23 protein-coding genes are annotated in these 25,499 nt (G+C 72.5%); 13 read left to right on the top strand and 10 right to left on the bottom strand.

Features of this window, described 5'->3' with window-relative positions:
• Window positions 1-8: 8 nt before the first annotated feature.
• The 3 genes from ACFQZY_RS02580 to ACFQZY_RS02590 all read right to left on the bottom strand — a co-directional run bounded on the left by ACFQZY_RS02580 (window position 9) and on the right by ACFQZY_RS02590 (window position 2,377).
• Entirely contained in the window at window positions 9-536 is a 528-nt protein-coding gene (locus ACFQZY_RS02580) for a TRAP transporter small permease (RefSeq protein ID WP_377412219.1), read from the bottom strand.
• 62 nt (window positions 537-598) lie between these two features.
• The gene (locus ACFQZY_RS02585) at window positions 599-1,588 is read right to left on the bottom strand and encodes a TRAP transporter substrate-binding protein (protein WP_377412221.1); all 990 of its coding nucleotides are present in this window, start codon (window positions 1,586-1,588) and stop codon (window positions 599-601) included.
• Between the two features lie 39 nt (window positions 1,589-1,627).
• On the bottom strand, window positions 1,628-2,377 hold the full coding sequence (locus tag ACFQZY_RS02590) for an SDR family NAD(P)-dependent oxidoreductase (RefSeq protein WP_377412223.1): 750 nt from the start codon (window positions 2,375-2,377) through the stop codon (window positions 1,628-1,630).
• 152 nt (window positions 2,378-2,529) lie between these two features.
• Between ACFQZY_RS02590 and ACFQZY_RS02595 the strand changes: the two genes are divergently transcribed.
• The 3 genes from ACFQZY_RS02595 to ACFQZY_RS02605 all read left to right on the top strand — a co-directional run bounded on the left by ACFQZY_RS02595 (window position 2,530) and on the right by ACFQZY_RS02605 (window position 5,848).
• On the top strand, window positions 2,530-3,429 hold the full coding sequence (locus ACFQZY_RS02595) for a LysR substrate-binding domain-containing protein (protein WP_377412225.1): 900 nt from the start codon (window positions 2,530-2,532) through the stop codon (window positions 3,427-3,429).
• A gap of 153 nt (window positions 3,430-3,582) precedes the next feature.
• Complete coding sequence (locus ACFQZY_RS02600; RefSeq protein WP_377412227.1) at window positions 3,583-4,581, top strand: tripartite tricarboxylate transporter substrate binding protein; 999 nt, start codon at window positions 3,583-3,585, stop codon at window positions 4,579-4,581.
• A gap of 94 nt (window positions 4,582-4,675) precedes the next feature.
• The gene (locus tag ACFQZY_RS02605) at window positions 4,676-5,848 is read left to right on the top strand and encodes a M20 aminoacylase family protein (RefSeq protein WP_377412629.1); all 1,173 of its coding nucleotides are present in this window, start codon (window positions 4,676-4,678) and stop codon (window positions 5,846-5,848) included.
• Window positions 5,849-5,893: 45 nt separating this feature from the next.
• Here the strand turns inward: ACFQZY_RS02605 and cho are convergent, their stop codons facing one another.
• Window positions 5,894-6,748 carry an excinuclease Cho gene (cho, locus tag ACFQZY_RS02610; RefSeq protein WP_377412229.1) on the bottom strand — a complete coding sequence of 285 codons (855 nt, stop codon included), beginning with the start codon at window positions 6,746-6,748 and terminating at the stop codon, window positions 5,894-5,896.
• Between the two features lie 154 nt (window positions 6,749-6,902).
• On the opposite strand from cho, the gene ACFQZY_RS02615 reads away from it, so the two are divergent.
• The 6 genes from ACFQZY_RS02615 to ACFQZY_RS02640 all read left to right on the top strand — a co-directional run bounded on the left by ACFQZY_RS02615 (window position 6,903) and on the right by ACFQZY_RS02640 (window position 15,617).
• Window positions 6,903-8,201, top strand: a complete 1,299-nt coding sequence (locus ACFQZY_RS02615; RefSeq protein WP_377412231.1) for an Hsp70 family protein — start codon at window positions 6,903-6,905, stop codon at window positions 8,199-8,201.
• Between the two features lie 85 nt (window positions 8,202-8,286).
• On the top strand, window positions 8,287-10,089 hold the full coding sequence (locus ACFQZY_RS02620; protein ID WP_377412233.1) for a ShlB/FhaC/HecB family hemolysin secretion/activation protein: 1,803 nt from the start codon (window positions 8,287-8,289) through the stop codon (window positions 10,087-10,089).
• Window positions 10,090-10,099: 10 nt separating this feature from the next.
• Complete coding sequence (locus ACFQZY_RS02625; RefSeq protein ID WP_377412235.1) at window positions 10,100-11,221, top strand: hypothetical protein; 1,122 nt, start codon at window positions 10,100-10,102, stop codon at window positions 11,219-11,221.
• A gap of 14 nt (window positions 11,222-11,235) precedes the next feature.
• The gene (locus ACFQZY_RS02630; protein ID WP_377412238.1) at window positions 11,236-12,042 is read left to right on the top strand and encodes a hypothetical protein; all 807 of its coding nucleotides are present in this window, start codon (window positions 11,236-11,238) and stop codon (window positions 12,040-12,042) included.
• A gap of 138 nt (window positions 12,043-12,180) precedes the next feature.
• Window positions 12,181-13,146 carry a Bug family tripartite tricarboxylate transporter substrate binding protein gene (locus ACFQZY_RS02635; RefSeq protein WP_377412240.1) on the top strand — a complete coding sequence of 322 codons (966 nt, stop codon included), beginning with the start codon at window positions 12,181-12,183 and terminating at the stop codon, window positions 13,144-13,146.
• A gap of 170 nt (window positions 13,147-13,316) precedes the next feature.
• Window positions 13,317-15,617 (top strand): methyl-accepting chemotaxis protein, encoded by a 2,301-nt coding sequence (locus ACFQZY_RS02640; protein WP_377412242.1) that lies wholly within the window; start codon window positions 13,317-13,319, stop codon window positions 15,615-15,617.
• A 20-nt stretch (window positions 15,618-15,637) separates the two neighbouring features.
• Here ACFQZY_RS02640 and ACFQZY_RS02645 read toward each other — a convergent pair whose 3' ends face one another.
• Both ACFQZY_RS02645 and ACFQZY_RS02650 read right to left on the bottom strand, forming a co-directional pair.
• Complete coding sequence (locus ACFQZY_RS02645; protein WP_377412244.1) at window positions 15,638-16,273, bottom strand: response regulator transcription factor; 636 nt, start codon at window positions 16,271-16,273, stop codon at window positions 15,638-15,640.
• Between the two features lie 7 nt (window positions 16,274-16,280).
• Complete coding sequence (locus tag ACFQZY_RS02650; RefSeq protein WP_377412246.1) at window positions 16,281-18,293, bottom strand: sensor histidine kinase; 2,013 nt, start codon at window positions 18,291-18,293, stop codon at window positions 16,281-16,283.
• Window positions 18,294-18,436: 143 nt separating this feature from the next.
• Here ACFQZY_RS02650 and ACFQZY_RS02655 point away from each other — a divergent pair, with 143 nt between their 5' ends.
• The 4 genes from ACFQZY_RS02655 (at window position 18,437) to ACFQZY_RS02670 (ending at window position 21,562) form a co-directional block, all read left to right on the top strand.
• Entirely contained in the window at window positions 18,437-19,480 is a 1,044-nt protein-coding gene (locus ACFQZY_RS02655) for a DctP family TRAP transporter solute-binding subunit (RefSeq protein WP_377412248.1), read from the top strand.
• 107 nt (window positions 19,481-19,587) lie between these two features.
• A complete protein-coding gene (locus tag ACFQZY_RS02660; protein ID WP_377412250.1) occupies window positions 19,588-20,361 on the top strand; it encodes a hypothetical protein in 774 nt (257 codons plus the stop codon).
• Window positions 20,358-20,492: a hypothetical protein gene (locus ACFQZY_RS02665; protein ID WP_377412252.1), complete on the top strand. Its 135-nt coding sequence runs from the start codon at window positions 20,358-20,360 to the stop codon at window positions 20,490-20,492. Before ACFQZY_RS02660 ends, ACFQZY_RS02665 begins: the two co-directional genes overlap by 4 nt.
• A gap of 35 nt (window positions 20,493-20,527) precedes the next feature.
• Window positions 20,528-21,562: a hypothetical protein gene (locus ACFQZY_RS02670; protein ID WP_377412254.1), complete on the top strand. Its 1,035-nt coding sequence runs from the start codon at window positions 20,528-20,530 to the stop codon at window positions 21,560-21,562.
• Window positions 21,563-21,576: 14 nt separating this feature from the next.
• Here ACFQZY_RS02670 and ACFQZY_RS02675 read toward each other — a convergent pair whose 3' ends face one another.
• The 4 genes from ACFQZY_RS02675 to ACFQZY_RS02690 all read right to left on the bottom strand — a co-directional run bounded on the left by ACFQZY_RS02675 (window position 21,577) and on the right by ACFQZY_RS02690 (window position 25,473).
• Complete coding sequence (locus ACFQZY_RS02675; protein ID WP_377412256.1) at window positions 21,577-22,896, bottom strand: GGDEF domain-containing protein; 1,320 nt, start codon at window positions 22,894-22,896, stop codon at window positions 21,577-21,579.
• A gap of 250 nt (window positions 22,897-23,146) precedes the next feature.
• Complete coding sequence (locus tag ACFQZY_RS02680; protein ID WP_377412258.1) at window positions 23,147-24,220, bottom strand: patatin-like phospholipase family protein; 1,074 nt, start codon at window positions 24,218-24,220, stop codon at window positions 23,147-23,149.
• A 114-nt stretch (window positions 24,221-24,334) separates the two neighbouring features.
• The gene (locus ACFQZY_RS02685) at window positions 24,335-24,739 is read right to left on the bottom strand and encodes a hypothetical protein (RefSeq protein WP_377412262.1); all 405 of its coding nucleotides are present in this window, start codon (window positions 24,737-24,739) and stop codon (window positions 24,335-24,337) included.
• Between the two features lie 110 nt (window positions 24,740-24,849).
• Entirely contained in the window at window positions 24,850-25,473 is a 624-nt protein-coding gene (locus ACFQZY_RS02690; protein ID WP_377412264.1) for a tRNA-uridine aminocarboxypropyltransferase, read from the bottom strand.
• Between the last annotated feature and the right edge of the window lie 26 nt (window positions 25,474-25,499).

Here is a 25,499-nt window from a genome sequence, read left to right on the forward strand (position 1 = left end):
GTGACCCCTCACCAGTGTGCGGTGGGCACGTGGTGCGGGTCGGCGGCGCCGGCCTGGGCCGGCCGGCGCCAGGCCCGCCAGGCCGATTGCGCCGCCAGCACGGACAGCAGCGCCATGCCACCCATCACGCAGGCATAGGTGATGGAGCCGGGCAACTGCAAGATGGGGGACTTCTCGTCGTGGACCACCTCCAGCATGCGGAAGGTCGCGACGGTGAGGGTGGCGTACAGCACTGCGACCACGCTCCAGCTCACCACGGTGACGATGCGGCGCGCGCCGGCGCCCACCGCCTCCATCAGGAAGGTGGTCGCGATGTGCGCGCCCTGCAGGGATGCAAGCACCACCCCGGACATCACCAGCCAGGGAAACAGCAGTTCGGGAACCTCGTTGGCCCACTGCAGGCTGGCGCCAGTGGCATAGCGAAGGACGGTATTGGCCACCAGGATCACGAAGATCACCGCGGTGGACAGCCACAGCACGAGCCGGCACAGGCCGGCCACGCCGCGCTCGATCACGCTGGATTCGGCGGTTTGCATAGGAATCTCTCCGGAGGGGGACACGGCACCCCGCGGCTCGCGCGGAGTGCCTGCGGGCGGGCTTACTTGGCGCGCGCGGCGGCGACGACCTTCTTGACGTACGGGCCGATGTTGCCGGCCATCCACTTCTCGGTGACGTCACCGGTGGCCTTGGCGAACGCTGCATGGTCCGGCGTCGTGACCTGCACGCCCTTGGACTTGAGGTCCGCCAGCAGCTTGTCGTCGGCCTCCTGCGACAGCTTGCGCTGCAGCGCGGTCGCCTCGGCGGCAGCCTCCTGCACCGCCTTCCGGTCGGCCTCGGAGAGGCGGTCCCAGCTGCGCTTGCTCATAAGGAAGGGCGTCATCTGGAACTGGTGGCTGGTCAGGGACAGGTGCTTCTGCACCTCGTACAGCTTGCTGGCATGGATGTTGACCAGCGGGTTCTCCTGACCGTCCACCACGCCCTGCTGGAGCGCGACGTAGAGCTCGGCGAACTTGATCTGCTGGGCCTCGGCGCCCACCGACTTCATGATGTCCACCAGGGTGGCATCGGGCGGCACGCGCATCTTCAGGCCCTTCATGTCGTCCACCTTGGAGATCGGGCGCTTGCTGTTGGTCATGTGGCGGATGCCGTTGTCCCAGGTGCCCAGGAGCACCATGCCCTTCTCGATGGAGCGCTCGCCCAGCTCCTTGCCCAGGGGGCCATCGAGCAGCCTGAAAGCCGCGGCGGGCGAAGCGAACAGGAAGGGCATGCCGTAGGCGTTGAACTCCGGCACGGCGTTGGCCACCGCGCCCTGGGAGTTGGCGGACATATCCAGCGCGCCGGTGCGCAGCGCCGTCACCATCGCGGCATCGTCGCCGAGTTGGGCGGAGGGGGCCACCTGCACCTCGATGCGGCCGCCGGTCTTGGCCTTCAGGACTTCGGCGAACTTGACCGAGGCCTCGTGGCGCGGGTTGCCCGGCGCGGCGCCGTGGCCCAGCGTGAGCTTGACGGCCTGGGCCTGGGCGGCCAGGGGCAGCAGGGCCATGGCGACGGCTGCGAGCAGGGTGCGAGTGAACGTCTTGCGTTGCATGGTGTGTGTCTCCGGGTTTTCTGGTGATCGGGGTAGGGGTCAGTGAATCAGCATGCCGCCGTTCACGTCGAGCGTGATGCCGGTGCAGTAGGCGGACAGGTCGCTGCCGAGGAAGACGCAGGCGCCGGCCACGTCGTCGGCGCGGCCCAGGCGAGCCAGGGGAATGGTGTCCTCGATGTCCTTCTTGCGCTCGGGGCTGAGTTTGCCTTGCGTGATGTCGGTCTCGATCAGGCCCGGGGTGATGCAGTTCACGCGGATGCCCTCGATGCCGAACTCGCGGGCCATGGCGCGGGCAAGGCCCAGCACGCCGGCCTTGGCCGCCGAATAGTGCGGGCCGCCGAAGATGCCGCCGCCGCGCTGCGCGGAAACCGAGGAGATGCAGACGATGGAGCCGCCCTTGCGCTCACGCATGGCGGGCAGCACGGCCTGCGACATGTAGAGCGTGCCGCGCAGGCTCACGTCCAGGATGCGGTCGTAGTCGGCGCCGGTGATCTCCAGCGTCTTCACCGGCTGGGTGATGCCGGCGTTGTTCACGAGGATGTCGATGCGGCCGAAGGCCTGAAGCACGGCGGCCGCGGCGGCCTCGCAGGCGGCTTTGTCGGTCACGTCGCCCACCAGGCCCAGGTGTCCCTCGCCCAGGCGGGCGGCGGCGCCGGCCGGGTCGGCGCGCTCCAGGTCCATGATCACCACGCGGGCGCCCTGAGCCGCCATCTGGCGTGCGGTGGCGAAACCCAGGCCGTTGATGCCGGCGCCGCCGGTGATGACGGCCACTTTGTCTTTCAGAAGCATCGGTCTTGTCTCCAGTGAGGGGGTCGTTTCGGGGGGCGGGCCGGGGGCGGCCTCGTCCATGCCGCGAATGATCGGGAGCCCCCTGCATTACGACAAGCGATGAGTTTTCAGCCTAAGATGACAAACCGTCATCTGACCTCAGGGTTGCCCCCATGCCGGCCTTGCCCCCCATCACCAACCTCCAGGCCTTCGAGGCCGTGGCCCGCCGCCGCAGCTTCGCCCTCGCCGCCGCGGAGCTTCACCTCACCGCCTCGGCCATCAGCCACCAGATCGCGCGGCTGGAGGCGCAGCTGGATGTGCGCCTGTTCGAGCGCAGCGCGCACGGCGTTCGCCTGAGCCCCGCGGGCGAGCACTACCTGCTGCGGGTGGGCGCGGCGCTGTCCGCCATCTCGGCGGCCAGCGACGACCTGCGCCAGGGCGTTCGCAACAGCCTGTACGTGCACTCCGCCCCCAGCATCGCCTCGCTGTGGCTGATGCCGCGGCTGCGCCGCTTCGCCCAGGCCTACCCCGAGATCTCGCTGAACCTCTCGGCCGCCCACACGCCCAGCGACTTCGCGCTGGGCCAGGCCGACATCGACATCCGCTACGGGGTGCCGCAGTGGGGCGACCTGGTGGTGGAACCCCTGTTCGAGGAGGCCATCGTGCCCCTGGCCAGCCCCGCCTTCATCAAGGAGCACAAGCTCAAACGGGCGGAGCAGTTGCTGGAGGTGCCCCTGATCCAGAGCAACGTGAGCGTGGTGCAGTGGTCGGACTGGTTCACCCGCTTCACCTCGCTGCGCGCGCCCGACCGCTTCCCGGTGCGCTTCGACCGGGCCCAGATGTCGCTGGACGCCGCCACCCAGGGCCTGGGCGTGGCGCTGGAGAGCGCGGTGAACGCCGGCGGCCACCTGGCCGAAGGCAAGCTCAAGCCGGTGTTCGGCATGGACCGGGCCATCGGGGTCAAGGCCCACTTCGCCGTGTACCCCGAGCGCCATGCCAAGCGGCCGGCAGTGGAAGCCTTCCTGTCGTGGCTGCATCGGGAGGCGGCGACGACGCCGGGGCGCATGCGCTGAGGGCGGCCCGGCGCGGGGCGCCGAATCATCCGTTTTCCTCATCATTATCAGGAAAATAATGCATTGGACACATGGTTTTCCAAGGCCTAGGATCCGCTCCGCCTGCTGCCGACACGCTGGGCAGCGCGATCCCGAGAACCCTGGAGACACGCCATGACCCCTTCCCGCCGCCACCTGTTCCGCCATGCCGCGGCCGCCCTCGCCGCCCTGGGCCTGGCCGGCGCCGCCCTCGCGCAGCAATTCCCCGGCAAGCCGGTGACGCTGATGGTCCCCTACCCCGCCGGCGGCCCGTCGGACGTGGTGGCCCGCAGCTTCAACGTGCAACTCGGCAAGGCGCTGGGCCAGCCGGTGATCGTGGAGAACCTGGGCGGCGCCACCGGCGGCATCGCCGCGCAGAAGGTGCTCAATGCGCCCGGCGACGGCCACTACCTGTTCCAGGGCTCGCCCAATGAATTGATCCTCTCGCCCCTGGCCAACGCCTCGGTGAAGTTCCGCAGCGAGGACTTCCGCCTGGTGCAGATGATCGAGGCCTCGCAGATCGGCTTCGTGGCCCGCAAGGACCTGCCGGTGAACAGCGTGGACGAATTCCTCGCCTACGCCCGCAGGCAGGCCGCGGCCGGCAAGCCCGTGACCTATGCCAGCGTGGGGCCCGGCTCGTTCTACCACCTGCTCGGCGAGCACCTGTCCAAGGTCACCGGCATCCCGATGACCCATGTCCCCTACAAGGGCGCCGCGCCCGCCAACCAGGACCTCCTGGGCGGCCAGGTCGACATCTTCCTCAGCCCCTACGGCAAGAACTACGACGAGATGGCCAAGCAGGGCAAGCTCAAGGTGCTGGCCCTCCTGAGCAAGGAGCGGGTCGAGGGCGCCCGGGACGTCCCCGCCATCGGCGAGAGCAAGGCGCTGAAGGACTTCACCTTCCACATCTGGTCCGGCATCTTCGTGAAGCGGGACACGCCCGAGCCGGTGGTGCAGGCGATCCACAAGGCCCTGGGCGAGGCGCTGGCCGACCCGGCGGTGCGCGCTTCGCTGGAGGCCAACAGCCGGACCCCGGCGAAATCGCAGCCCCTGCCGGCGATGGCCAAGGTCTATGCCGACGGCATCGCGCAGTTCCGCGCCATCGCCAAGTCGATCGACCTGCAGCCCCAGTGAGGCGATGGGCACGATGGGCACGATGGGCACGATGGGCGAGATGACCGGGATGCGCGAAACGCACGGCGGGCGCGGCCTGGCCGGCGTGACCGGGATGGTCGAGGCGCTGCGCGCCACGGCCGACGAATTCGTCGCGCTGCGCCGCGACATCCACCGCCACCCGGAGCTGGGCTACCAGGAGTTCCGCACCAGCGACCTGGTGGCCGAGCGCCTGGCCGCCTGGGGCTACGAGGTCACGCGCGGCCTGGGCGGCACCGGCGTGGTGGGGCAGCTGCGACGGGGCGACGGCCAGCGCCGCCTCGGCCTGCGCGCCGACATGGACGCCCTGCCGATCCACGAGCAGACCGGCCTGCCGCACGCCAGCGTCCATGCCGGCCTGATGCATGCCTGCGGCCACGACGGCCACACCGCGATGCTGCTGGCCGCCGCCCGGCACCTCGCCGAGCACGGGCGATTCAGCGGCACGCTGAACCTCATCTTCCAGCCCGCCGAGGAAGGCCTGGGCGGCGCCAGGAAGATGATGGAGGACGGCCTGTTCCAGCGCTTTCCCTGCGACGCGGTCTTCGCCATGCACAACATGCCGGGCTTCCCGCGCGGCCGGCTGCTTCTGCGCGAGGGACCGACGATGGCGGCCAGCGAGAACATCACCATCACCCTGCGCGGGGTGGGCGGCCATGGCGCCATGCCGCACCACGCCGCCGACCCGGTGGTGGCGGGCGCGGCCATCGTCATGGGCCTGCAGACCATCGTCTCGCGCAACGTGGCGCCGCTGCAGATGTCGGTGATCACCGTGGGCGCGTTCCAGGCCGGCCAGGCGAACAACGTGATCCCCAACGAGGCCACCCTGAAACTGAGCGTGCGCTCGCTGGACCGCGAGGTCCACAAGACCCTGAAGCGCCGCATCGGCGAGCTGGTGGACCTGCAGGCGCGCAGCTACGGCGTGCAGGCGACCGTGGACTTCCAGGGCGGCTACCCGGTGCTGGTGAACACGCGGGCCGAGACCGAGTTCGCGCGCCAGGTGGCCCTGGAGCTGGTGGGGCCGGACCAGGTCACGCTGCAGGCCGAGCCGCTCACCGGCAGCGAGGACTTCGCCTTCATGCTGGACGAGGTGCCGGGCTGCTACCTGTACATCGGCAACGGCGACGAAGCCACCGGCGGCCACGGGGCCTGCATGGTGCACAACCCGAACTACGACTTCGACGACGCCAACATCCCGGTGGGCGCGGCGTACTGGGCGCTGCTGGCGCAGCGGTTCCTGGCGGACTGAGCGCCCCCGCAAGGCCCGGGCCCTGGCGGCCCGGACGCCTCGACGCTAGAGGGCCACCACCTCCACCGCCTGCGTGAGCACCGGCCCCACCAGGATCCGGTAGCCATCGGCATCGAATCCCGCCGCCACGCTGCGCAGCGCGCGGGCCTCGTCGAGGCTGGCGGCACTGCCCAGGTAGCACCAGTTGCGCACCACATGGACCTGGGTGAGGTCCGCGTCGCGCTCGACCAGCCCCACGGCGCCCGGGTAGGGCCAGCACGCCACCCGCAACCGCTCCAGGCGGGCGAGCAGGCGCTCGTGGTGCGCCTCGGGCGGCTCGTCGCCGCGGCACACGCCCGCGCACTGGCGGATCGCGGCGCGGAAGCACGCCTTGCCCGGCGGCAGCTTCTCCAGGCCGAGGCCGCCGTAGCACAGGCGCGCCTCGTCGGCGATGTCGCGCAGCGCCTCGAGCGCCGCATGGCGGCTGGAGAACAGGCCGTACAGCTCGGGCGCGGTGGCGAAGTCCAGGTCCTTGGAGTAGACGACCTGCGGCCTCCCCTCCACCAGCTGCAGGCTGCACAGCTGCCGGTTGCGCCGCAGCTTCTGGTTGAACAGCGGATGCAGCTGCTTGATCTGCTGCGCCTCCAGCAGCAGCGCGCCGATCTCGCCGGCGGTGCGGGTGCAGGTGATGCGGCGGGTCTGCCGCAGCAGGCGGGCCTCGTCGGGGTTGCGCAGGTGCGAGAGCAGGCGCGCGCGCAGGTTCACGCTCTTGCCGATGTACAGGGGCAGGTCGTCCGCCTCGCCGTGGAAGGTGTAGACCCCGGGGCCGGCCGGCGCGCCCTCGATGGCCGCGCGCAGGTGCTGCGGGTACTCGTAGGCGCTGGCGGGCTCGAAATCGCTGCGGCGGCGGGTCAGGTGCATGGGCAGGGGCGCGGCCGGGCGTGGGCGCCGGCGCAGCCGATACCGTAGCATGGGCCGGCCGCCGGCAGGCGCGGCGGCGCAGGCTTGGGCGGCGGCCTGCGGGGTGTCTAGAATGCGCCGCTTTGCCCGCGCGCCGCCGGCCGCGCCCTGCCCCATGCCCCACACCGCCCCGACCCCGGCCGCCCTCCCGAACGCCCCGGCGCTGGGCATCGACTTCGGCACCTCCAACAGCGTCGTCGCCGCGGTCGACGCCGGCGGCAACGCCCGCCCGCTGCCGGTGGAGGGCGACGCCACCACCCTGCCCACCGCCGTCTTCTTCAACGCCGAGGACAAGACCGTGCACTACGGCCGCGAGGCCATGGCCCTGTACCTCGCCGGCACCGAGGGCCGCCTCATGCGCTCCCTCAAGAGCCTGCTGGGCACGCCGCTGATGGACGAGCACACCGCAGTCGGCTGGGGCGAGCAGAAATTCCAGGACATCATCGCCCGCTTCCTCGGCGAGCTGGCGGCGCGGGCCCGCGCCCATGCGCCCGGCGCCGGCCGGCGGGTGGTGCTGGGGCGGCCGGTGCACTTCGTGGACGACGCCCCGCAGCGTGACCGCCAGGCCCAGGACTCGCTGGCCCAGGCGGCCGCCAGCGCCGGCTTCGAGGAGGTCAGCTTCGAGCTGGAGCCGATCGCGGCCGCCTTCGACTACGAGCGCCGCCTGGACCGCGAGGCCCTGGCCCTGGTGGTCGACATCGGCGGCGGCACCTCGGACTTCTCGGTGGTGCGCCTGGGCCCTGCCCGCGCCCGCCTCGCCGACCGCGGCGCCGACATCCTGGCCACCGCCGGCGTGCACATCGGCGGCACCGACTTCGACCGCAGGCTGAGCCTGGCGCACGTGATGCCCCTGCTCGGGCTGGGCCACGCCGGCCCGCAGGGGCGCGAGGTGCCCAGCGGGATCTTCTTCGACCTCGCCACCTGGCACCTGATCAACTTCCAGTACCAGCCGCGCGTGCTGCGCGCGGTGCAGGAGCTGCGGACCAACTACGCGCAGCCGCAGCTGCATGCCCGCCTCATGACCGTGCTGCGCGAGCGCCTGGGCCACCGCCTGGCCAGCGAGGTGGAGCACGCCAAGATCTCCTGCTCGGTGAGCGGCCATGCCACCCGCATCATGCTGGACGAGGTGGAGGCCGGCCTGTCCGCGCCGCTGGAGCCGGCGCGCCTGGCCGGCGACCTCGACGCCCTCCTCGCCCGCGTGGTCGATGCCGCCGGCGAGTGCCTGCGGCGCGCCGGCCTGGCCGGCGCCGCGGCGCCGGACGCGATCTACCTCACCGGCGGCTCCTCGGCGCTGGCCACGCTGCAGGCCCGCCTGGCCGCGCGCTGGCCCGGCGTGCCGCTGGTGCAGGGCGACCTGTTCGGCGGCGTGGCCGCCGGCCTGGCCTACACGGCGCAGCGGCGGTACGGGGCCTGAGGCCCGGCCCGGGCGCGGGCATTCGAGGGGGGAGACGGCCGGATTCGATGGTTTAATTCACACTCACTTACATCTCACTTTGGGAATGAAAGTGATTTCGACCATCAACCTGGCCGCCCCCATGATGCGAACCCGGCAGTCCTCCCCGCTCCTCGGAGGCCTTCTCGGCGGCCTCCTCGTCACGGCGGCCCTGGCGGCCTCCCACCCGGCCTGGGCCGCGGCGGACGCCGGCGAATTCATCCGCCGCTACCAGGACGAGACGGCACGGCGGCTGGCTCCCAGGCCCTCGGGCGCGGCGCCGCTGCCCCCCGAGGCGCAGTCCCGCTCCCGGCAGGTGGCGGCCACCAGCCGCGAGCGGATCCAGGTGGCGGCCTTCGAGGTCACCGGCGTCACCCGCTTCACCGCCGACGAGGTCGCGGCCGTCCTCCAACCCTTCCTCGGCAGGGAGCTCGATACCGAGGGCCTGCACCGCGCGGCCGACGCGCTGAACGCGCGCTACCGCCAGGCCGGCTACTTCGTCGCGCGGGTCTTCATCCCGCCCCAGCAGGTCGCCGGGACGCTGCGGCTCGAGGTCCACGAGGGCGTGCTCGACGCCAACGGGGCCTATGTCGCCAACCGGGGCCAGCGGGTCGACACGAAGGTCGTCCAGGGCATCCTGGACGCCCACCTGCGGCCCGGCGAGCCCCTGCGGCGTGACAGCGTCGAGCGGGCGCTGCTGCTGGCCGAGGACCTCCCGGGGATCACCACCGCGTCCGTCCTGTACCCGGGGGAACGCGTCGGCACCGCCCGGCTGCGGACCACGGTGACCGACCTGCCCCTGGTCTCCGGGAACGTGGACCTCGACAACTTCGGGTCGCGGTCGACCGGTCAGACCCGGCTGGGCACCACGCTGTACCTGAACAGCCCGAGCCGGACCGGCGACCAGGCGGTGGCACGGCTGGTCACCTCGGGTGAGCGCTCGCGCTACGCCTACCTGACCTACCTGGCCCCGGTGTCCCCGACCGGGACGCGCGCCGGGGCGAGCCTCGACCATTTCAGCTACGACGCCGACGACATCGCCGGCGCCGGCCGGTCCTCCGGGCATGCGTCGGACTTCCGCCTGTACCTGACCCATCCCGTCATCCGCTCGCGCCACGGCAACCTGAACCTGCGCGCCGACCTGTCCCACCTCGAGGTCAGCGACCGCAACGAGCTGCCGGTCGACGCGAAGCGGCGCATCCGCAGCGTCGCCGTGTCGCTGCAGGGCGACGACGACCGCGGCTGGGGCGGCACGGGACTGTCCACGTTCGGCGCCTCGGTCACGACCGGCTCGGTCGATGTGCGGGGCGACGCCGCCTACGAGGCGCTGGACAGCAGCACCGCGAGGACCGCCGGCGGGTTCACCCGGGCGAACCTCCAGCTGTCGCGGCTGCAGCACCTGGGCGGGCACTGGGAGTTCCTGGGCCGGGTCGGCGCCCAGTGGGCCTCGGCCAACCTCGACACCTCGCAGAAGTTCTACCTCGGCGGCGGCACGTCGCTGCCCGGCTACCCGCTCGGCGAGGCCGGGGGCGACAGCGGCACGGACCTGCACCTCGAGATTCGCCGCGACGTCCTCGCGCCCTGGAGCGGCACCCTGCATGCCGGCCTGTTCGTCGAGCAGGGCTGGGTGCGCAACCACAAGGCGACCTGGCCGGGGTGGCAGGGCGCCACCCCGGGCCTCGACAACCACCTCTCGCTCAAGTCCGTGGGGCTGAACGTCAACGCGACCCTGGGCACGGCCTGGGTGGCGCGGGCCACGCTGGCCCGGCAGGTCGGCGGCAACCCGATGCGCCAGCCCGCCACCGGGGCGGCGAGTGACGGGCGCACGTCCCGCACCCGGGCCTGGTTCCAGGCCATCCACTACTTCTGAGGAGCCCGCCATGTCGAAGATGCGTCTTGCCGCGGCGATCGCGTCGCTGGTCCCCAGCCTGGCGATGGCGGCTGCGAACTGCCACCGGTCCGGCGGTCAGCACCACTGCCAGGCCGTGAATGCCAACACCCATCCGGCCAGCACGCATCCCGCGCAGGCCCTGCCCCAACCCGGCCCGCAGGGCGGCACGCCGAACCCGCCCCTGGGCAGCCTGCCCCCGGACCACCACAACGTCGTCCTGGTGCCCCAGGCACCGGCGCTCGTCGTGCCGCCCCGGCAGCCGACGCTCGCCCCACCGCTCACCCAGTCCGCGCCCCTGCTCGCGCCGCCGCAGCCACTGCCTCCCAACGTGCCGCCGCTGCAGACCGTCAACGCCCCGCCGGTCACGCAGTCCGCGCCCCTGCTCGCGCCGCCGCAGCCGCTGCCCCCCAGCGTGCCGCCGCTGCAGACCGTCAACGCCCCGCCGGTCACGCAGTCCGCGCCCCTGCTCGCGCCGCCGCAGCCGCTGCCTCCCAGCGTGCCGCCCCTGCAGACCGTCAACGTCCCGCCGGTCACGCAGTCCGCGCCCCTGCTCGCGCCGCCGCAGCCGCTGCCTCCCAACGTGCCGCCCCTGCAGGCCGCCACCGTCCCGCCGGTCACGCAGTCCGCGCCCCAGCTCGCGCCGCCGCAGCCGCAGCCTCCCAGCGTGCCGCCCCTGCAGGCCGCCACCGTCCCGCCGGTCACGCAGTCCGCGCCCCAGCTCGCGCCGCCGCAGCCGCTGCCTCCCAGCGTGCCGCCCCTGCAGGTCGTCAACGTCCCGCCGGTCACGCAGTCCACGCCCCAGCGCGTGCCGGCGCAGGCCGTCCTGGTCATCACGGCCGCCACCCCGTCCGCCGGCGCGCCGGCCAGCGTGGTGACGCACCAGTTGGTGGTCCACGAGCCGCAGCGCCCACAGCCCGTGACCTCCGGCGAGCCGCAGGTCACGCGGCCTTACTCGCTGGAGTTCATCGAGCCGGGCATCCAGAACCACAAGGTCGAGGTCTATCGCAGCCGCGATGCGCAGGAAGCCCTCTACAAGGACACGATCCCGCTGAGCTCCGGCGGCTTCCACCTGACCGTCATCGGCATCCGCCACCCGGGGTATTCCAACTGAGCGGACGCAGCGCCATGCGTCTTCTTCTGCAAGCCACCCGCCCGCCACGAGGCCCTGGCGACCCGCAGGGGCGGCGCCAGGGCCTGCGGCGGCTCGCCGCCGCAGCCGCCCTCGCCTGGACGGCCCTCGCCGCCCAGGCCGCGCCGCCCGACCCGGACCGCCTCGCCAGGCCGGTACGCCTCGCCGAGGGACAGTCCTCGGCCGAACTCCGCGGCCGGGTCACCGGGCGCCAGTACATCGACCACACCCTGCGGGCCAGCGCCGGCCAACGCCTCACGCTCAGCCTGCGCAGCCCGCACCAGGCCCTGTACTTCAACCTGCTCCCCCCAGGCGAACGCGAGGCCGCGATGGCCATCGGCGAGCAGTCGGACAACCGCTTCGACGGCCTGCTCCCGGATGACGGCACCTACACGGTCCGGGTGTTCCTCCTGCGCGCCGCGGCCCGTCGCAACGAGAGCGCCGGCTTCACCCTGTCGGTCGGCCTCGCCGGCGCCCCGCTGCGGCCCCTGCCGGCGCACGCCGATGCGCGGGTGGCCGGCACCCGCTACCACGCCATCGCCGCGACGGCGTGCGAACCCATGTACACCCGCACCCGCGAGTGCGAGGCCCGCGTCGTGCGCCGCGGCACCGACGGAACGGCAACGGTGGAGCTCGCCTGGGACGGCGACCGCAGGCGCCGCATCCTCTTCCTGCACGGCGAGCCGAAGGCGTCCGATACGCACCAGCCGATGAGCGCGGTGCGCACCGGGCAGGGGTGGCGCGTGAGCTTCAACGCCGAGGAGCACTTCGAGATTCCCGACGCGCTCGTGCACGGCGGCTAGGCCTCGCGACCCGCGTCGGCGTGCCGAGCGCCCGCGGGCCGGGTCCCCCGCCGGCGATAAACTGCCGGGCCCGTACCGCGGAGTCCCGCGATGGCCCGAACGGACCCGGCCGCGCGAACGGGTGGAAGGACGCCACCGATGATCACCCGACTGAAACGCACCGCCGCCCTCCTGGCCCTCCTGCTGGCCGGCAATGCCCTCGCCGCCTTCCCCGAGAAGCCGATCCGCATCGTCATCGGCTTCCCGGCGGGCGGCCCGCTGGACCAGCATGCCCGCCTGCTGGCGGAACGCCTGGGCGCCGCGCTGGGCCAGCCCATCGTCATCGACTACAAGGCCGGCGCCGGCGGCACCGTCGGCGCGCAGGAGGTGATGCGCGCGCCGGCCGACGGCTACACCCTGATGCTGGCCAACACCGGCGTGATGGTGATCAATCCCGCGCTCTACACCCGACTGCCCTACCAGACCCTGCGCGACTTCACCCCCATCGCGCGCACCGCCATGCAGCCGCTCGCGCTGCTGGTGAACCCGAACCTGCCGGCCCGCACCCTGCCGGAGTTCATCGCCTACGCGAAGGCCCGGCCCGGGCAGGTCAACTACGGCTCGGCGGGCAACGGCGGCATCAGCCACCTGGTGCCCGAGATGTTCAAGAGCGCCACCGGCCTGTACATGGTCCATATCCCGTACCGGGGCAGCGCGCCGGCGTTCACCGACCTGATGGCAGGGCAGGTGCAATTCATGGCCGAGTCCATCCCGCAGGCGGCGGCTTACCACAAGCAGGGCAAGGTGCGGGCCCTGGCCGTGACCAGCCGCGAGCGCAACCCCGCCCTGCCCGACACGCCCACGGTCATCGAGAGCGGCCTCCAGGGCTTCGAGGTGGTCGGCTTCTACGGCTTCCTGGCGCCGGCGAACCTGCCGCGCGACGTCACCGCCCGCCTGAGCGACGCCTTCCGGCAGGTGCTCACCGCGCCGGAGATCCGCGCCCGCATGACCTCGCAGGGGGCGGACCCCGCCTTCCTGGGCAGCGAGGATTTCGCGAAGTTCCTCGCCGCCGAGATGCCCAAGTGGGCAGCCGCAGTCGCCAAGTCCGGCGCCAAGCTGGACTGAGGGCGGCGGGGCGCTGGCCCCTGCCCGGCGGCCACGCCTCGACTATCTATTTTCGAAGTATTCAAAACGACAGCCACTAGCGATCTCTTAACTTGTGTTTAGTAAGCCCCTAATTTGCAACTGAAGCTAAGATGAGGGCGTACAAGACACGAGCGTACAGGAGACACGCAATGACCCAGTGGCTGGCCCGATTCACGATCCGCGCGCGACTGCTTGCCCTCGTCGGGCTGACCTTGTTCGTGCTGACGCTCTTCGCCCTGGAGGTCGTGGCCGAGCGCTACCAGCAAGGCCAGGCCTTCGAGCGGGGCGCCCGTGCCATGGAAGAAGCCGCGCTGGCCGGCGACCTCGTGCACCAGGTGCAGAGCGAGCGGGGCCTGAGCGCGGGCTTCATCGGCGCCCAGGGCGCTGCCCAGGCGGCCGAGCCCCTGCGCCAGCAGCGCGCCCAGGCCGACCAGCGCCTGCGCGCCCTGCAGGCGGCCCTGCCGGCCGACGCCGCCGGGCCGCGCAAGATGCTCGAGGAACTGGCCGCCGGCCTGGCCGAGACCCGCGGCAAGGTCGACACCCTGGCGCTGGACGCCCCGACCGCGGTGGCCTGGTACAACGCCCGGATCGAGCAGTGGCTGGCCCACATCGGCGCCCTGCAGCGCCAGGCGCCCGATGCGAACTTCGCCCGCCAGGTCACCGGCTACTTCTACCTGGTGTCGGCCAAGGAGTACTACGGCCGCGAGCGCGCGCTGGTCAATTCCGTCCTGAGCAGCCGCAAGCCCCTGGGTGACCAGGGCGTGCGCAACCTGAATGTGATCGTGGCCCGCCAGGCCACCTTCGAGGCGCTGCTGCGCGCCACGGCCGACCCGGCCGACGCCGCCCAGTTCGACGAGGCCCTGAAGGCCCCGGCCTCGGTGGCCGCCCTGGAGATGCGCAACGCGGTCATCGAGAACGCGGCCAAGGGCGACTACCCGGTGGCCGCCGCCGACTGGTGGACCCAGATCAGCGCCAAGATGGCCGCGGTCAAGCAGGTCGACGACAAGATCGCCAGCCGCCTCACCGCCAACGCCCGCGCGCTGGCCCACGAGCGCCAGCGCCAGCTGTTGCTGGCCGCGGCCGCCAGCGCGGCGGCGCTCCTGATCAGCCTCGGCCTGGCCTGGGCCGTGGCACGCAGCATCCGCCGTCCGCTGGAACAGCTGCAGGGGGCCATGAAGGAGATCGGCGAGAGCTTCGACCTGTCCCGCCAGGTGGCGGTGACCGGCCGCGACGAGATCGCCCAGACCGCCGGCAGCTTCAACCGCATGATGCGCACGCTCTCGGGCGCGATCGGCGAGGTGGACACCGCCATGCGCGGGCTCGCCGCCGGCGACTTCTCGCGGCCGATCCAGGCCCCGCTGCGCGGCGACATGGAGCGCCTGAAGCAGTCGGTGAACCAGACGCTGGCGTCGGTCGCCGAGGTGATCCAGGGCCTGAGCGGCGTGACGCGGGCCCTGCAATCGGGTGACCTGTCGGCCCGCATGAGCGTGCAGGCGCGCGGCGCCTTCGAGCAGGCGGCCACCCAGCTCACCAGCGCGGTGGCAGCCCTGCAGGCCATGACCGGCGACATCGGCCGCGTGATGAGCGCGGTGGCCGGCGGTGACCTGCGCCTGCGGGTGGCGGCCCAGGCCCAGGGCGACCTGCTGCGCCTGAAGAGCGACATCAACGGCTCGCTGGATTCGCTGGCGGGCACGCTGCGCCAGGTCAACACCAACACCCGCCAGGTCGCCACGGCCTCGGGGCAGACCAGCACCGCCATCAGCCAGATCGCCGACGGCGTGCAGAACCAGACCATGGCCCTGAGCCAGGTCGCCACCGCGGTGCGCCAGACCGCCACCGCGGTCGCCGATGTCTCGCGCAACACCGAGTTCGCCAGCGGCCAGGCCCGCGAGGCGGCGACGATGACGCGCTCGGGCATCGAGAAGATGGAGCGCATGGTCGAAGTGGTCGGCCGCATCGCCTCGAACTCCGAGAAGATCAGCAAGATCACCGAGGTGATCGAGAAGATCGCCAACAAGACCAACCTGCTGTCGCTGAACGCCGCCATCGAGGCCGCGCGCGCCGGCGAGCATGGCAAGGGCTTCTCGGTGGTGGCCGAGGAAGTGGGCAAGCTGGCCCAGAGCAGCGCCGAGAGCTCCCAGGAGATCGCCGCGCTCGTGGCCGAGGCGGTGCAGGAAACGCGCAACGCCGTCGCGGCCGTGGGCGAGGTGCGCGCCGACATGAGCAACCTGGAAGCCAGCGCGCAGCAGACCCGTTCCATGCTGGAGCGCATCGCCGCGGCGATGGAGCAGCAGTCCAGCGCGGTCGAGGAAATCAACGCCAACCTGGCCAGCCTCGACCAGATCGCCGCCGCCAACGCCTCCGCCTCGGAGGAGATCACGGCGACGGTGATCGGACTGTCGAAGCTCGCGGATTCGACGCGCGAGGAAGTCGAGCGCTTCGCGATCTGAGGACCGGCGCGCTGGCGGGCTCAGCCCTCCAGCGCGATCGCCAGGGCGCGCATGTTCGCCAGCGTGGTCGCCAGTTCGGCCGCCGAGTCCACGCCCAGCTTCTCGAACACCCGGGCGCGGTGCACTTCGACCATGCGCTCGGAGACCTCCAGCTTCGCCGCGATGACCTTGTTCAGGTCGCCGGCCGCCACCAGCAGGGCGACGCGCCGCTGCTGCGGCGTCACCTCCTGCCACATCGAGGCCAGGAACTCGCGGCGCCGGGCCTCGGCCTGCCACTGCGCCTCCAGCGCGAAGGCGCGGCCCAGGCGCTCGATCAGCGAGTCGTCGGTGTAGGGCTTCTCCAGGAAGTCCACCGCGCCGCGCTGCACCGAGGCGACCGCCATCGGGATGCTGCCGTGGCCGCTGAGGAACAGGACCGGGTTGCGCGCGTGCAGCCCGCGCGCGATCAGGGCCTGGTGGACCTCCTCGCCGCCCATGGGCTCCATCCGCATGTCCAGCAGGAAGACGCCACGCACCGGGGCGGGCGCGGCATCGACGGCCGCCAGCAGGTCGGCGCCGCGCTCGAAGGCGAACACCTCCATGTCGTGCTGCTGCAGCAGGAACGCCAGCGCGCCGCGCACGGCGGGATCGTCATCGCACAGGTAGATGGTCTTCATGCGGGAGTCAGCTCGCGGGAGGTGGGGCCGCTGCCGCAGGCGCGGACGGCGCGGAAGGCGCGGCGGGAAGGGTGAACCGGAACAGCGCGCCGCCCTCGGGCGCCGCCGCCAGCGACAGCGCGCCGCCATGGGCCTCGACGATCTCGCGGCAGATCCCCAGCCCCAGGCCCAGGGAGGTCGACTTGTCCTTGGTGGTGTAGAACGGCGCGCACAGCGCCTCCAGGCTGAGGCCCTGCACGCCCGGGCCGTTGTCGGCCACCTCCACCCAGGCCGCGCCGCCCTCGCCGCCCTCGCCGCCCTCGCCGCCCGCCACGTCCCCGGCGCCGGTGCGCACGGCCACCTGGCGCGGGCCGGGCTGGCCAGCCAGCGCGTCAGCCGCATTGCGAAGCAGGTTGGTGAGCACCTGCTCGATCCCCACCCGCTCCATGGACACCGGGGGCAGGCCGGGCGCCAGCTCGCAGGTGAGGGCCACGCCCTGGCGCCGGATCGCGGCGGCCCGCAGGTCGCACACGGCGCGGACCACGGCGTTGAGGTCCTCCGGCCTGCGCTGCGGGTCCTTGCGCTGGGTCTGGCGCCGGATCCAGTGGACGATGTCGCCGGCGCGGCGCGCCTGCTCCTGCACCTGCATCGCCGCCTCGACCACCGCCGATTCGCCGCCCGCATGGGTGCGGACCCATTTGAGCAGGCCGGCGCTGTAGCCCATGACCGCGGTGAGCGGCTGGTTCAGCTCGTGGGCGAGCTCGGACGCGAGCAGCCCCAGGTCGTTCAGGCGCGCATGCTGGGCGACCTGTTCGACATGCCGGCGTTCGCGCTCCTCGAGCTGCTTGCGCGCGCTGATGTCGACGATGGACCCCATCCAGCCGACATGCTCGCCTTCGGAGTTGAACAGGCGCGACTCGAAGATCATCACGTCCAGCGGCCCGCCATCGCGGTGGATCCAGCGGGTCTCGTAGCCGCTGGCGGGCGCGCCGCCGGCCAGCGTGTCGAGGTTGCGCGCCATCATCGCGTCGATCGCGTCGGCCGGCCAGAACGGCAGCGGTGGCACCAGGCCCACCAGCTCCTCGCGGGTGTAGCCCACCATCTCGCACAGCGTGCGGTTGACGTACAGGATGCGCCCCTCCAGGTCGCGGGCGCGCAGGCCCACCAGGGCCGAATCCTCCATGGACTGCCGCCACGCCGCCTCGTGGCGGGCGCTCACGACCGCGCGCTGGACCCGCTGCATCTGGCCCCGCAGCAGCCACGAGCCGGCCGCGCCCAGCACCAGCAGGCCCGCCAGCAGCAGCACGGTCTGGGTGCGCTGCCACCAGGGCAGCGGCACCTGGAACGGGCGCAGCACCACCGAGACATCGCCGGTGCCCGCGAGCCGGCGCTCGAAGGCCACCTGAGAGGGCACGCCGTGGCGGCCGGCGGTGGTGGCGATCACCTCGCGCAGCTCGGAGAGGAATTCGACCTCGTAGCGGCGGTTCAGCCAGACCCAGTCGGTGCTCCCGAGCAGGTCGGAGAGTTCGTAGCGCGCCAGCAGCCAGCCGGAGCCCGCGGCGCCCGCACCCGGCACCTCCACGCGCAGGTGCTGCGCCTGCCCCCGCGTGCGGATCAGGAGGTCGGGGCGCGCGGCGCCGTCCGGGCCGCCGCGGCGCTCGGCCCGCGCCAGCACCTGCTGGTCGGCGTCCAGCCACACCACCCGGTTCCACAGGCGCTGCAGGCCGGCCGCCACGCCCGGCACCGCCGCGAGCGCGGCATCGGAGGCGGCGCCCGGGCCAGCGAGGCGGTCACTGATCTCGCGCAGGCGGGCGCGCTCGGCATCCTGGCGCGCCAGCAGCTGCGCCTCGACGCTGGCCACGTCGGCCTCCAGCGTGCGGCGGAAGGCCTCGCGTTCGTCGGCATCGATGCCATGGGCCCAGGCCACCACCAGGAGGGCGAAGCCGGCCGCGGTCAGCAGCGGCAGCAGCCACAGCGCGCGCCGCCAGCCCGCGTTGGCGGCGGACGGCTCGAGCGGCAGGGGGGCGCGGAGGAAGGCCACGGGCCATTCTAGGGAGCGGCGGGGGCGCCGCCGCCCCGGGCATGCGCCGAGGTGTGGAAACCCACACCTGTGGAACCCCACACTGGCCGCGCCGGGCCCTGCCCCTAGACTGTAGTCAATCCGACTAACACCACGCCGACGCCATGTCCGCCTCCAGCCCCCGCATCGACACCCGCCGCCGCCGCCAGCTGCTGCGGGCCGGCGCCGCCGCCTGCGCCGGCGCGCTGGCGCCCTCGAGCCACGGCGCCAGCCGCGCCCGGCCGATCCTGGTCGAGTTCAGCCACGTGGTGTCCGCGGACACCGCCAAGGGCCGGGCCGCGCTGTACTTCAAGGCGCTGGCCGAGGCGCGCACCGGCGGCCGCGTACGGGTCGAGGTGCATCCGGACAGCACCCTGTACAAGGACCGCGAGGAACTCGAGGCGCTGCGCATGGGGGCGGTGCAGATGCTCGCCCCGTCGCTGTCCAAGCTCTCCGCGCTGGGCATCGGCGACTTCGAGGTCTTCGACCTGCCCTTCCTGTTCCGCGACCAGGCGGCTTTCCGCGCGGTGGCCGACGGAGCGCTGGGCGCCGGCCTGCTGCAGCGGCTGGCGCCGCTGGGCCTGCAGGGCCTGTGCTACTGGGACAACGGCTTCAAGGTCTTCACCGCCAACCGGCCGATCCACGGCCCGGGCGACGTGCGCGGGCTGAAGGTGCGGGTGCAGGCCTCGCGTACCCTGGTCGAACAGATGCGGACACTCGGCGCGCAGGTCTCGGTCTCGCCCCTGGCCAACGTGTTCGAGTCCCTGCGCACCGGCCAGCTCGATGGCCAGGAGAACGTGCCGAGCAACATCCACAGCCAGCGCCTGCACGAGGCGCAATCCCACCTGAGCGTGACCCGGCATGGCTACCTGGCCTATGCCGTCCTCACCAACCGCCGCTTCTGGGAGCGGCTGCCCGATGACATCCGCCAGCACCTGCAGGCGGCCCTGCGCGAGGCCACGCGCTTCGCCAACCAGATCGCCGAGGCCGAGAACCACCAGGCGCTGGAGCGCATCGCCGCCAGCGGCCGGGTGACGATGTTCACGCCCTCGCCGCTGCAGCTGCGCCAGTGGCGTGAGGCGCTGGCCCCGGTCGATGCCGCCACGCGCGGCTGGATCGACCCGCAGCTGGCGGCCGCCTTCCGCCGCGCCGGCGCGCCGCCGCCCTGACCCCGCGCGCCCGCCGGCGCCCTTCCCCCCACCGCCCTCGCGAGCGGCACGCCCCGTGCCGCGGGGAGAGCCTTTGCCCGCACGTTCATCACTCCAGGAGAAACGACATGACAAGTTTGACGAGATCCCCCGCATCGCCCGCGATCCCGTGGCTGCGATGGGCCGCGGTCGCCGGCGGCGTGGGGCTGCTGGCCCTGTTCGCGCCTGTCCTCTGGCTGGCCGCCGCCGGCGGCCTGGGACTGGTGGTCACCGGCCTGCTGCTGGGCCTGGCCTATGCCGCCGTCCAGGCCCTGCCCTGGCTGGGGCAGCGCCTGGAGAACCGGCTGCTGGCCGCCCGCAAGGCCGAGGCCCGGCGCAACCCGATCGAGCAGCTGCAGAACGAGCTGCTGCGGCGCGCACAGCGCCTCAAGGCGTTCCGCGATGCGCTGGTGGTGGTGGGCGGCCAGGTCGAGACGATCTCGCAGATGCTGGCGCAGCGCCGCCACCACGACCCGCAGCACGCGCTGGACCGGCAGGAAAAGGCACTGGCGCGGCTGCAGCAGTTCCACGCGCTGAACATCGCCCGCCTGCAGCAGGCACAGGCCGCCCTGGACGATTTCCGCGCGGCGATCGAGCGCAAGGAGAGCGAGTGGCGCATCGCCCTGGCCATCGACGAGGCGACGGCCATGCTCGACCCGCGCGCCGCCGACGCCCTGGTGCAGGACCTGCTCACCGACACCGCGCTGAGCGCCGTGCAGGAGCGTTTCAACAGCGTCTTCGCCGAGCTGGACGTGCAGATGTCCAGCGTGGACGGCCCCACGCGCCGGCTGCTGGAGCCGGACAGCCTCTCGCGCATGGACGCCCTCGAACTGCCCACCCTGCGCACCGGGAGCGCGTCATGAACTTCTGGCAACGCTTCCGCCGCTGCGCGCAGGTCGTGCTCGCCGTCCTCGCCGTGGTCGCCCTGGTGGGCGCCCTCACCTCCCCCGCCCCCCAGCCGGGTGCGCCGCGCAGCGGCACCACCGGCCTGTGAATCCCCAACCCCGAACCATGGAAAGGAAACGAGACATGAACACGAATCCCCTGAGCCCGAAGCTCCCGATGGCCGCGGCGATCACCCTGGCCCTCGGGCTGGCCGCCGGCGCGCACGCCCAGCCTGCGCCGTCCGGCCCGCCTGCCGCAGCCGCCCTGCCCGCCGCGGCCGATGCGAACCGCATCCTGCGCATCGCCACCGGCGCCAAGGGCAAGGGCTTTTCCCGCGTCTTCGCCGACGTCCAGTCGGTGTGCGGCGCGCAGGTGGCCATGACCGAGGTGACCAGCGAAGGCGGCCTGCAGAACCTCACGACCCTGGCCGCCAACCGGGCGGACCTCGGCTTCGTGCAGCTCGACACGCTGCGCGAGCTCAGGACCTCGGATGAGGCCATCGGCCAGCTGCAGATGGTGCAGCCGATGAACGCCAACCTGCTGCACCTGGTGGCCCGCCAGGACGGCCACCCGCGCTGGTGGCTGCCGGTGGACCACCGCTGGGTGAACAAGCCGATCACCCGCTTCACGGACCTCCAGGGGCTGCCGGTGGCGGCCGTCGGCTCGGCCCGGTCCCTGGGCCGGCTGCTCGATCGCCAGCATGACCTCGGCCTCGTGTTCAAGGACGTGGAGACCGACGAACAGGCCCTGCAGCTGGTGAAGTCGGGCCAGGCCGCGGCCATGCTCACCACCAGCGGCTGGCCCAATGGCCCGGTGCAGCGCCTGGGCCGCGCGGACCGCCTGATGCTCCTGCCCTTCGACCTGCCGGTGAAGGCGCCCTACCAGCTGGTGCGCAAGAACTACGACAACATCGACACCTTCAACTTCGACTTCCTGGCCAGCCCCAACCTGCTGGTGACGCGCCCCTTCGCCCCGGGCGGCGCCAAGGGCCAGGCGGTGCAGGCACTGCGCACCTGCCTGCAGAAGAACCTGCGGGTGCTGCAGGAGGGCGCCTTTGAACCGGCCTGGCGCGAGGTGCGCGAGCGCCAGGACGGCGAGAACGACCTCTGGCCCGCGTTCGGCGTTGCGCAGCCCGCCCCGGCGATGCCGGCGGTCAAGACCGTCAAGGTCCAGCGCTGAGGGCCGGCCCGCCCTCAGGCCGCCGCCTTCACCACGTTGCGCCCGCCGCCCTTGGCCTCGTACATGGCGCGGTCGGCGCGGCGCATCAGGGCGTCCAGGGACTGCCGGGGTTCATGGGCGACGACGCCGAAGCTGGCCGTCACCACGCCCACGCCCGGGATCGCGTGCTCGGCGAACGAGGCCCGCAGCTTCTCCGCCACCGCGTAGGCGCCGGCCAGGCCGGTGTTGGGCAGCAGGAGCAGGAACTCCTCGCCCCCCCAGCGAAACAGCAGGTCCGACTTGCGGATCACGTGCTGGGCAACCATGCTCAGTTCGACGAGGACGCGGTCGCCGGCCATGTGGCCGTGGGTGTCGTTGATCTGCTTGAAATGGTCGACGTCAAGGAGCACCAGCGACAGCGGCAGCTCGTGACGGTCGGCCTTGGCCATCTCCGCGACGACCACGTCGTCGAAGTGCCGGCGGTTCCACAGCCCGGTCAGGTTGTCGACGATGGCCACCTGGGCCAGGCGCTGGTTGGCCGCCTCCAGCGTGCGGTTCAGGGACTCGGCGGTCTCCTTGGCGCGCCGGAGTTCTTCCTCGTGCTGCTTCTGCTCCGCGAGCTGCCGGCGGGTCGCCTCCTCCAGCTCGATCATGCTGCGATGGTGGGCCTTCTCCAGCCGGTAGGCCAGGAAGCCGACCGTTGTCAGGATGGAAAAGATCGTGTAGGCGAGAACGATCGAGGTCGAAAACGGGTTGGGGGCGAACATCGGTTGCGACTGCCCCTCGGCCAGGACACTGACCAGCCGGGCCAGGTTGACGAAGGCCACCGGCAGGATCCCCGCGCCGACCATCACCAGGCCGCGGCTGCGCAGCGGCCGGCCCACGGTGTAGATCTGGTACACCAGCGCCGTCTCGAGGACGACCAGTGCCACCGAGGTCAGGATGACGCCGGCCGAGCCGTACAGCCCCCGCCACTCGATGGCGGCGTAGGCCAGCAGCAGTGCCGCCAGCGGCGGCGCCACCCACCGCCACCGGGCCGGCGGCCGGCCGGCTTCCCGCCGCATCGCCTCCACGAACAGCCACGTGCCGGCGACCATCGTGCTGCCGGTGATGCCGTTGGCGCGCTGCACGAAACCCAGGACCAGGCTGCTGAAGGTGATGACGCACAGGCCGGCGAACCACAGCCGGGTGGCCCGGTCCTCCGCCTCGCGCAGGTGGCCCCAGGAGATCGGGGTCAGCCCGATGATCAGGAGCTGGCACAGCCAGATCAGGAGGTGCGTGGCGGTCTGGACGGTCGGCTGCAGCGGCCCGGTCTCCGCGGCGAAGGCGGAGCCCGAGCAGGCGCTTGCGGCCAAGGCGACCGCGGCGCCTGCCGTCGACGGCCCTGTTGCGCCGTGAAACCTGGTACCTAGAACATGGTAGATCGTCATGTTTCAATCTGAAACATATTTCCTACCGAACTTTACAAGCAAATGGTGGCGAGCGGCTCCCGCGTCGGATAGATCCTACCCAATCTGATCAGGAATTGAGTGACCCGCGCGGGCGGCCCGGGAGGGCGACGGGAAGGGCGCCGGCGCCCGGCGACCCCGGGCAGGGAGCCGGGGCTCAGGGCGCCGGGCAGGCGCCGTCCAGGCCCGCCATGCCGGCCAGCTTCTGCAGGCGCGAGCGCTGCTCCAGGCAGGCCTGGCGCTGCGCCTCGGCCTCCTTCTGCCTGGCGAGGCGGGTGGCCTGCTCGCGCGCGGCCTGCAGCTGCGCGATGCGCTCGCGGATCTGGGGCATGGCCGCCAGGGCGGCCTTCTCGCCCTCCAGGATGGCGCTGGCACGCTGGGTGAAATCGGCGCCGCCGATGTCCAGGACCTGCGGGCGCACGATGACGTCGGCCCGGGCCAGTTCGGCCTGGCCGAGCCGCTGTCCCATGATCGCGATGGACTGGCTGAGCGTGCCCAGCATGCCGGAGGGCGTCTGGCCGCGGGCCTTGCTGGAGATGTCGACCGCGACCACCAGGTCCGCGCCCAGCTCGCGGGCCGCGTCGACGGGCACCGGGCTGACGACGCCGCCATCGACGAAGTGGTACCGGCCGATGGTGACGGGCTGGAACACGCCCGGCACGCTGCTGGAGGCCCGCACGGCCTGGCCGGTGTTGCCGCGGGCGAAGACCGTGCGCTCGCCGTCCTCCAGGCGCGTCGCCACGGCCACGAAGGGCTTGGCGAGCCGCTCCAGCGGCTGGCGGCGCACCTGCTCGTTCACGTAGTCCTCGAGCTTCTGCCCGAGCAGCAGCCCGCCGGAGGACAGCTGCAGGTCGCGGATCTTCGCCTCGTCGAGCGCGACGGCCTTCTCCTGCAGCTCGAACGCGTTCATGCCGCTGGCGTAGAGGGCGCCGACCACGCTGCCGGCGCTGGTGCCGGCCACCACGGCGGGCGCCAGGCCATTGGCCTCCAGCATCTTGATGACGCCGATGTGCGCGAAGCCCTTGGCCGCGCCGCCACCCAGGGCGATGCCGATCTTGACGGAGGGCGAAGACGGGGCAGCGGCCTGCGCCGGTGCCGCGGTCACCGCGCCCGAAGGTGCGCCGGCGGGCGGCGTGCTGCCGCAGGCAGCCAGGGCCGCCACGCCCAGGAGGGCGAAGGGGCGGCGCAGGGCAGTCAGGAGGGTGGAGACGGTCGGGACGGGCAGGGGCATGCCGGGAGAACGCAGCGCTGGGGGGAAGGTGGGGAGTTTATCGGCCGCGTCCGGGGGCCGCATCCGGGCGGGGAAGTGGCCTTGCCGGGGTGGCAAGGAATGCCGGCCCCTCGTTCACTGGAGTGGGCGATGCGATTCGGGGTCGAGCTCCACGGTCCATTGTTCCGCGTCCCTCGCCGCGTACCCATCGCCATCAACGGTGAAATGGTCGCCATCCAGGAAGGAGACGGTGATTTCATCCCCCTCCTTTTCGCACGCCAGGGGAAACGGCCCCTCTCCCGTCGTCAGGTTCGACACGGCGGAGTCGTAAACCCCATCGGGCGGACCCGCCGTGCTGGCGGCGGCGGGCGCCGGCGGGGCCAGGGCCAAGGGCTGGGGGGGGCTGGCGCTGGCGGCGTCGGCAACCGGAAGTCGTGCACCGGGCGGGTCCGAGGCTGCGAGCCAGATCGCTCCGGCGAGAGCGGCGGCCGGTATGCGGGCGCGCATGATGGCCCGCCGGCAGATTGCGAACTTTTCCATGAATCGCCTCTTCAGGGAAAGCACGTCACAAAAAGTATTTCATGACCGGCGGCAATTCAATCCATTTGCAGTCCGCCGGAGCCGGTCCGGCGTGATGCAGGGCGGGCACTTTACGGGCCGTGATGCCGTTCCGCCGGGGGCTGCTGCCGGGCCGCCACGCCCGCGACGAATCGGCCGAACGCATCGAGCAGCGGCGCGGACTCGAAGGCCGGCCCCTCGAGCAGGGCCAGCGCCTGCACGGTGGCCTCCAGCGTCGAGACCTGGTCCGCCCGGCGCGCGGCGCGGATCGCGCGGTAGCAGGTCGGCGCCGGCGCCTCCAGGGACAGCCGCGGCAGCGCCGCCAGCGCCGGATGCTCCAGCAGCATCCGCAGGCTCTTGCGCCACGTGGCGTCGATCACCACGAGCCGCACGGGCGCCGCGGGGACCGCCGCGGCCGGCGGCGCCGGCGCGGCCGGGACGTCGGGGTACAGCAGCCGGGTCTCGCGCCCCGGCCGATGCAGCAGGGCCTGCAGCACCTCGGGGGCGAAGCGCTCCCCGACGACCACCTCGCACTGCGCCAGCGACAGGCGCAGCAGCGCCACGCTGTTCTTCGCCTGGCGCTGCTCCTGCGGGTGCTGGAGCACCAGGACCTCGGTGCGGTGGGGCGTCGGCCGCGCCAGCGCGCACAGGCAGGTCGACTGCGGGCGCAGGCAGTGCCCGCAGGTGGCGCGGCGAGGCAGGGGCGGAGCGTTCATGCGCGGGCGTTTCGGGGGCCGCGGAC

Source organism: Ramlibacter sp. GCM10027632, from assembly GCF_042675325.1.
In the GTDB taxonomy this organism is placed as follows: domain Bacteria; phylum Pseudomonadota; class Gammaproteobacteria; order Burkholderiales; family Burkholderiaceae_C; genus Ramlibacter.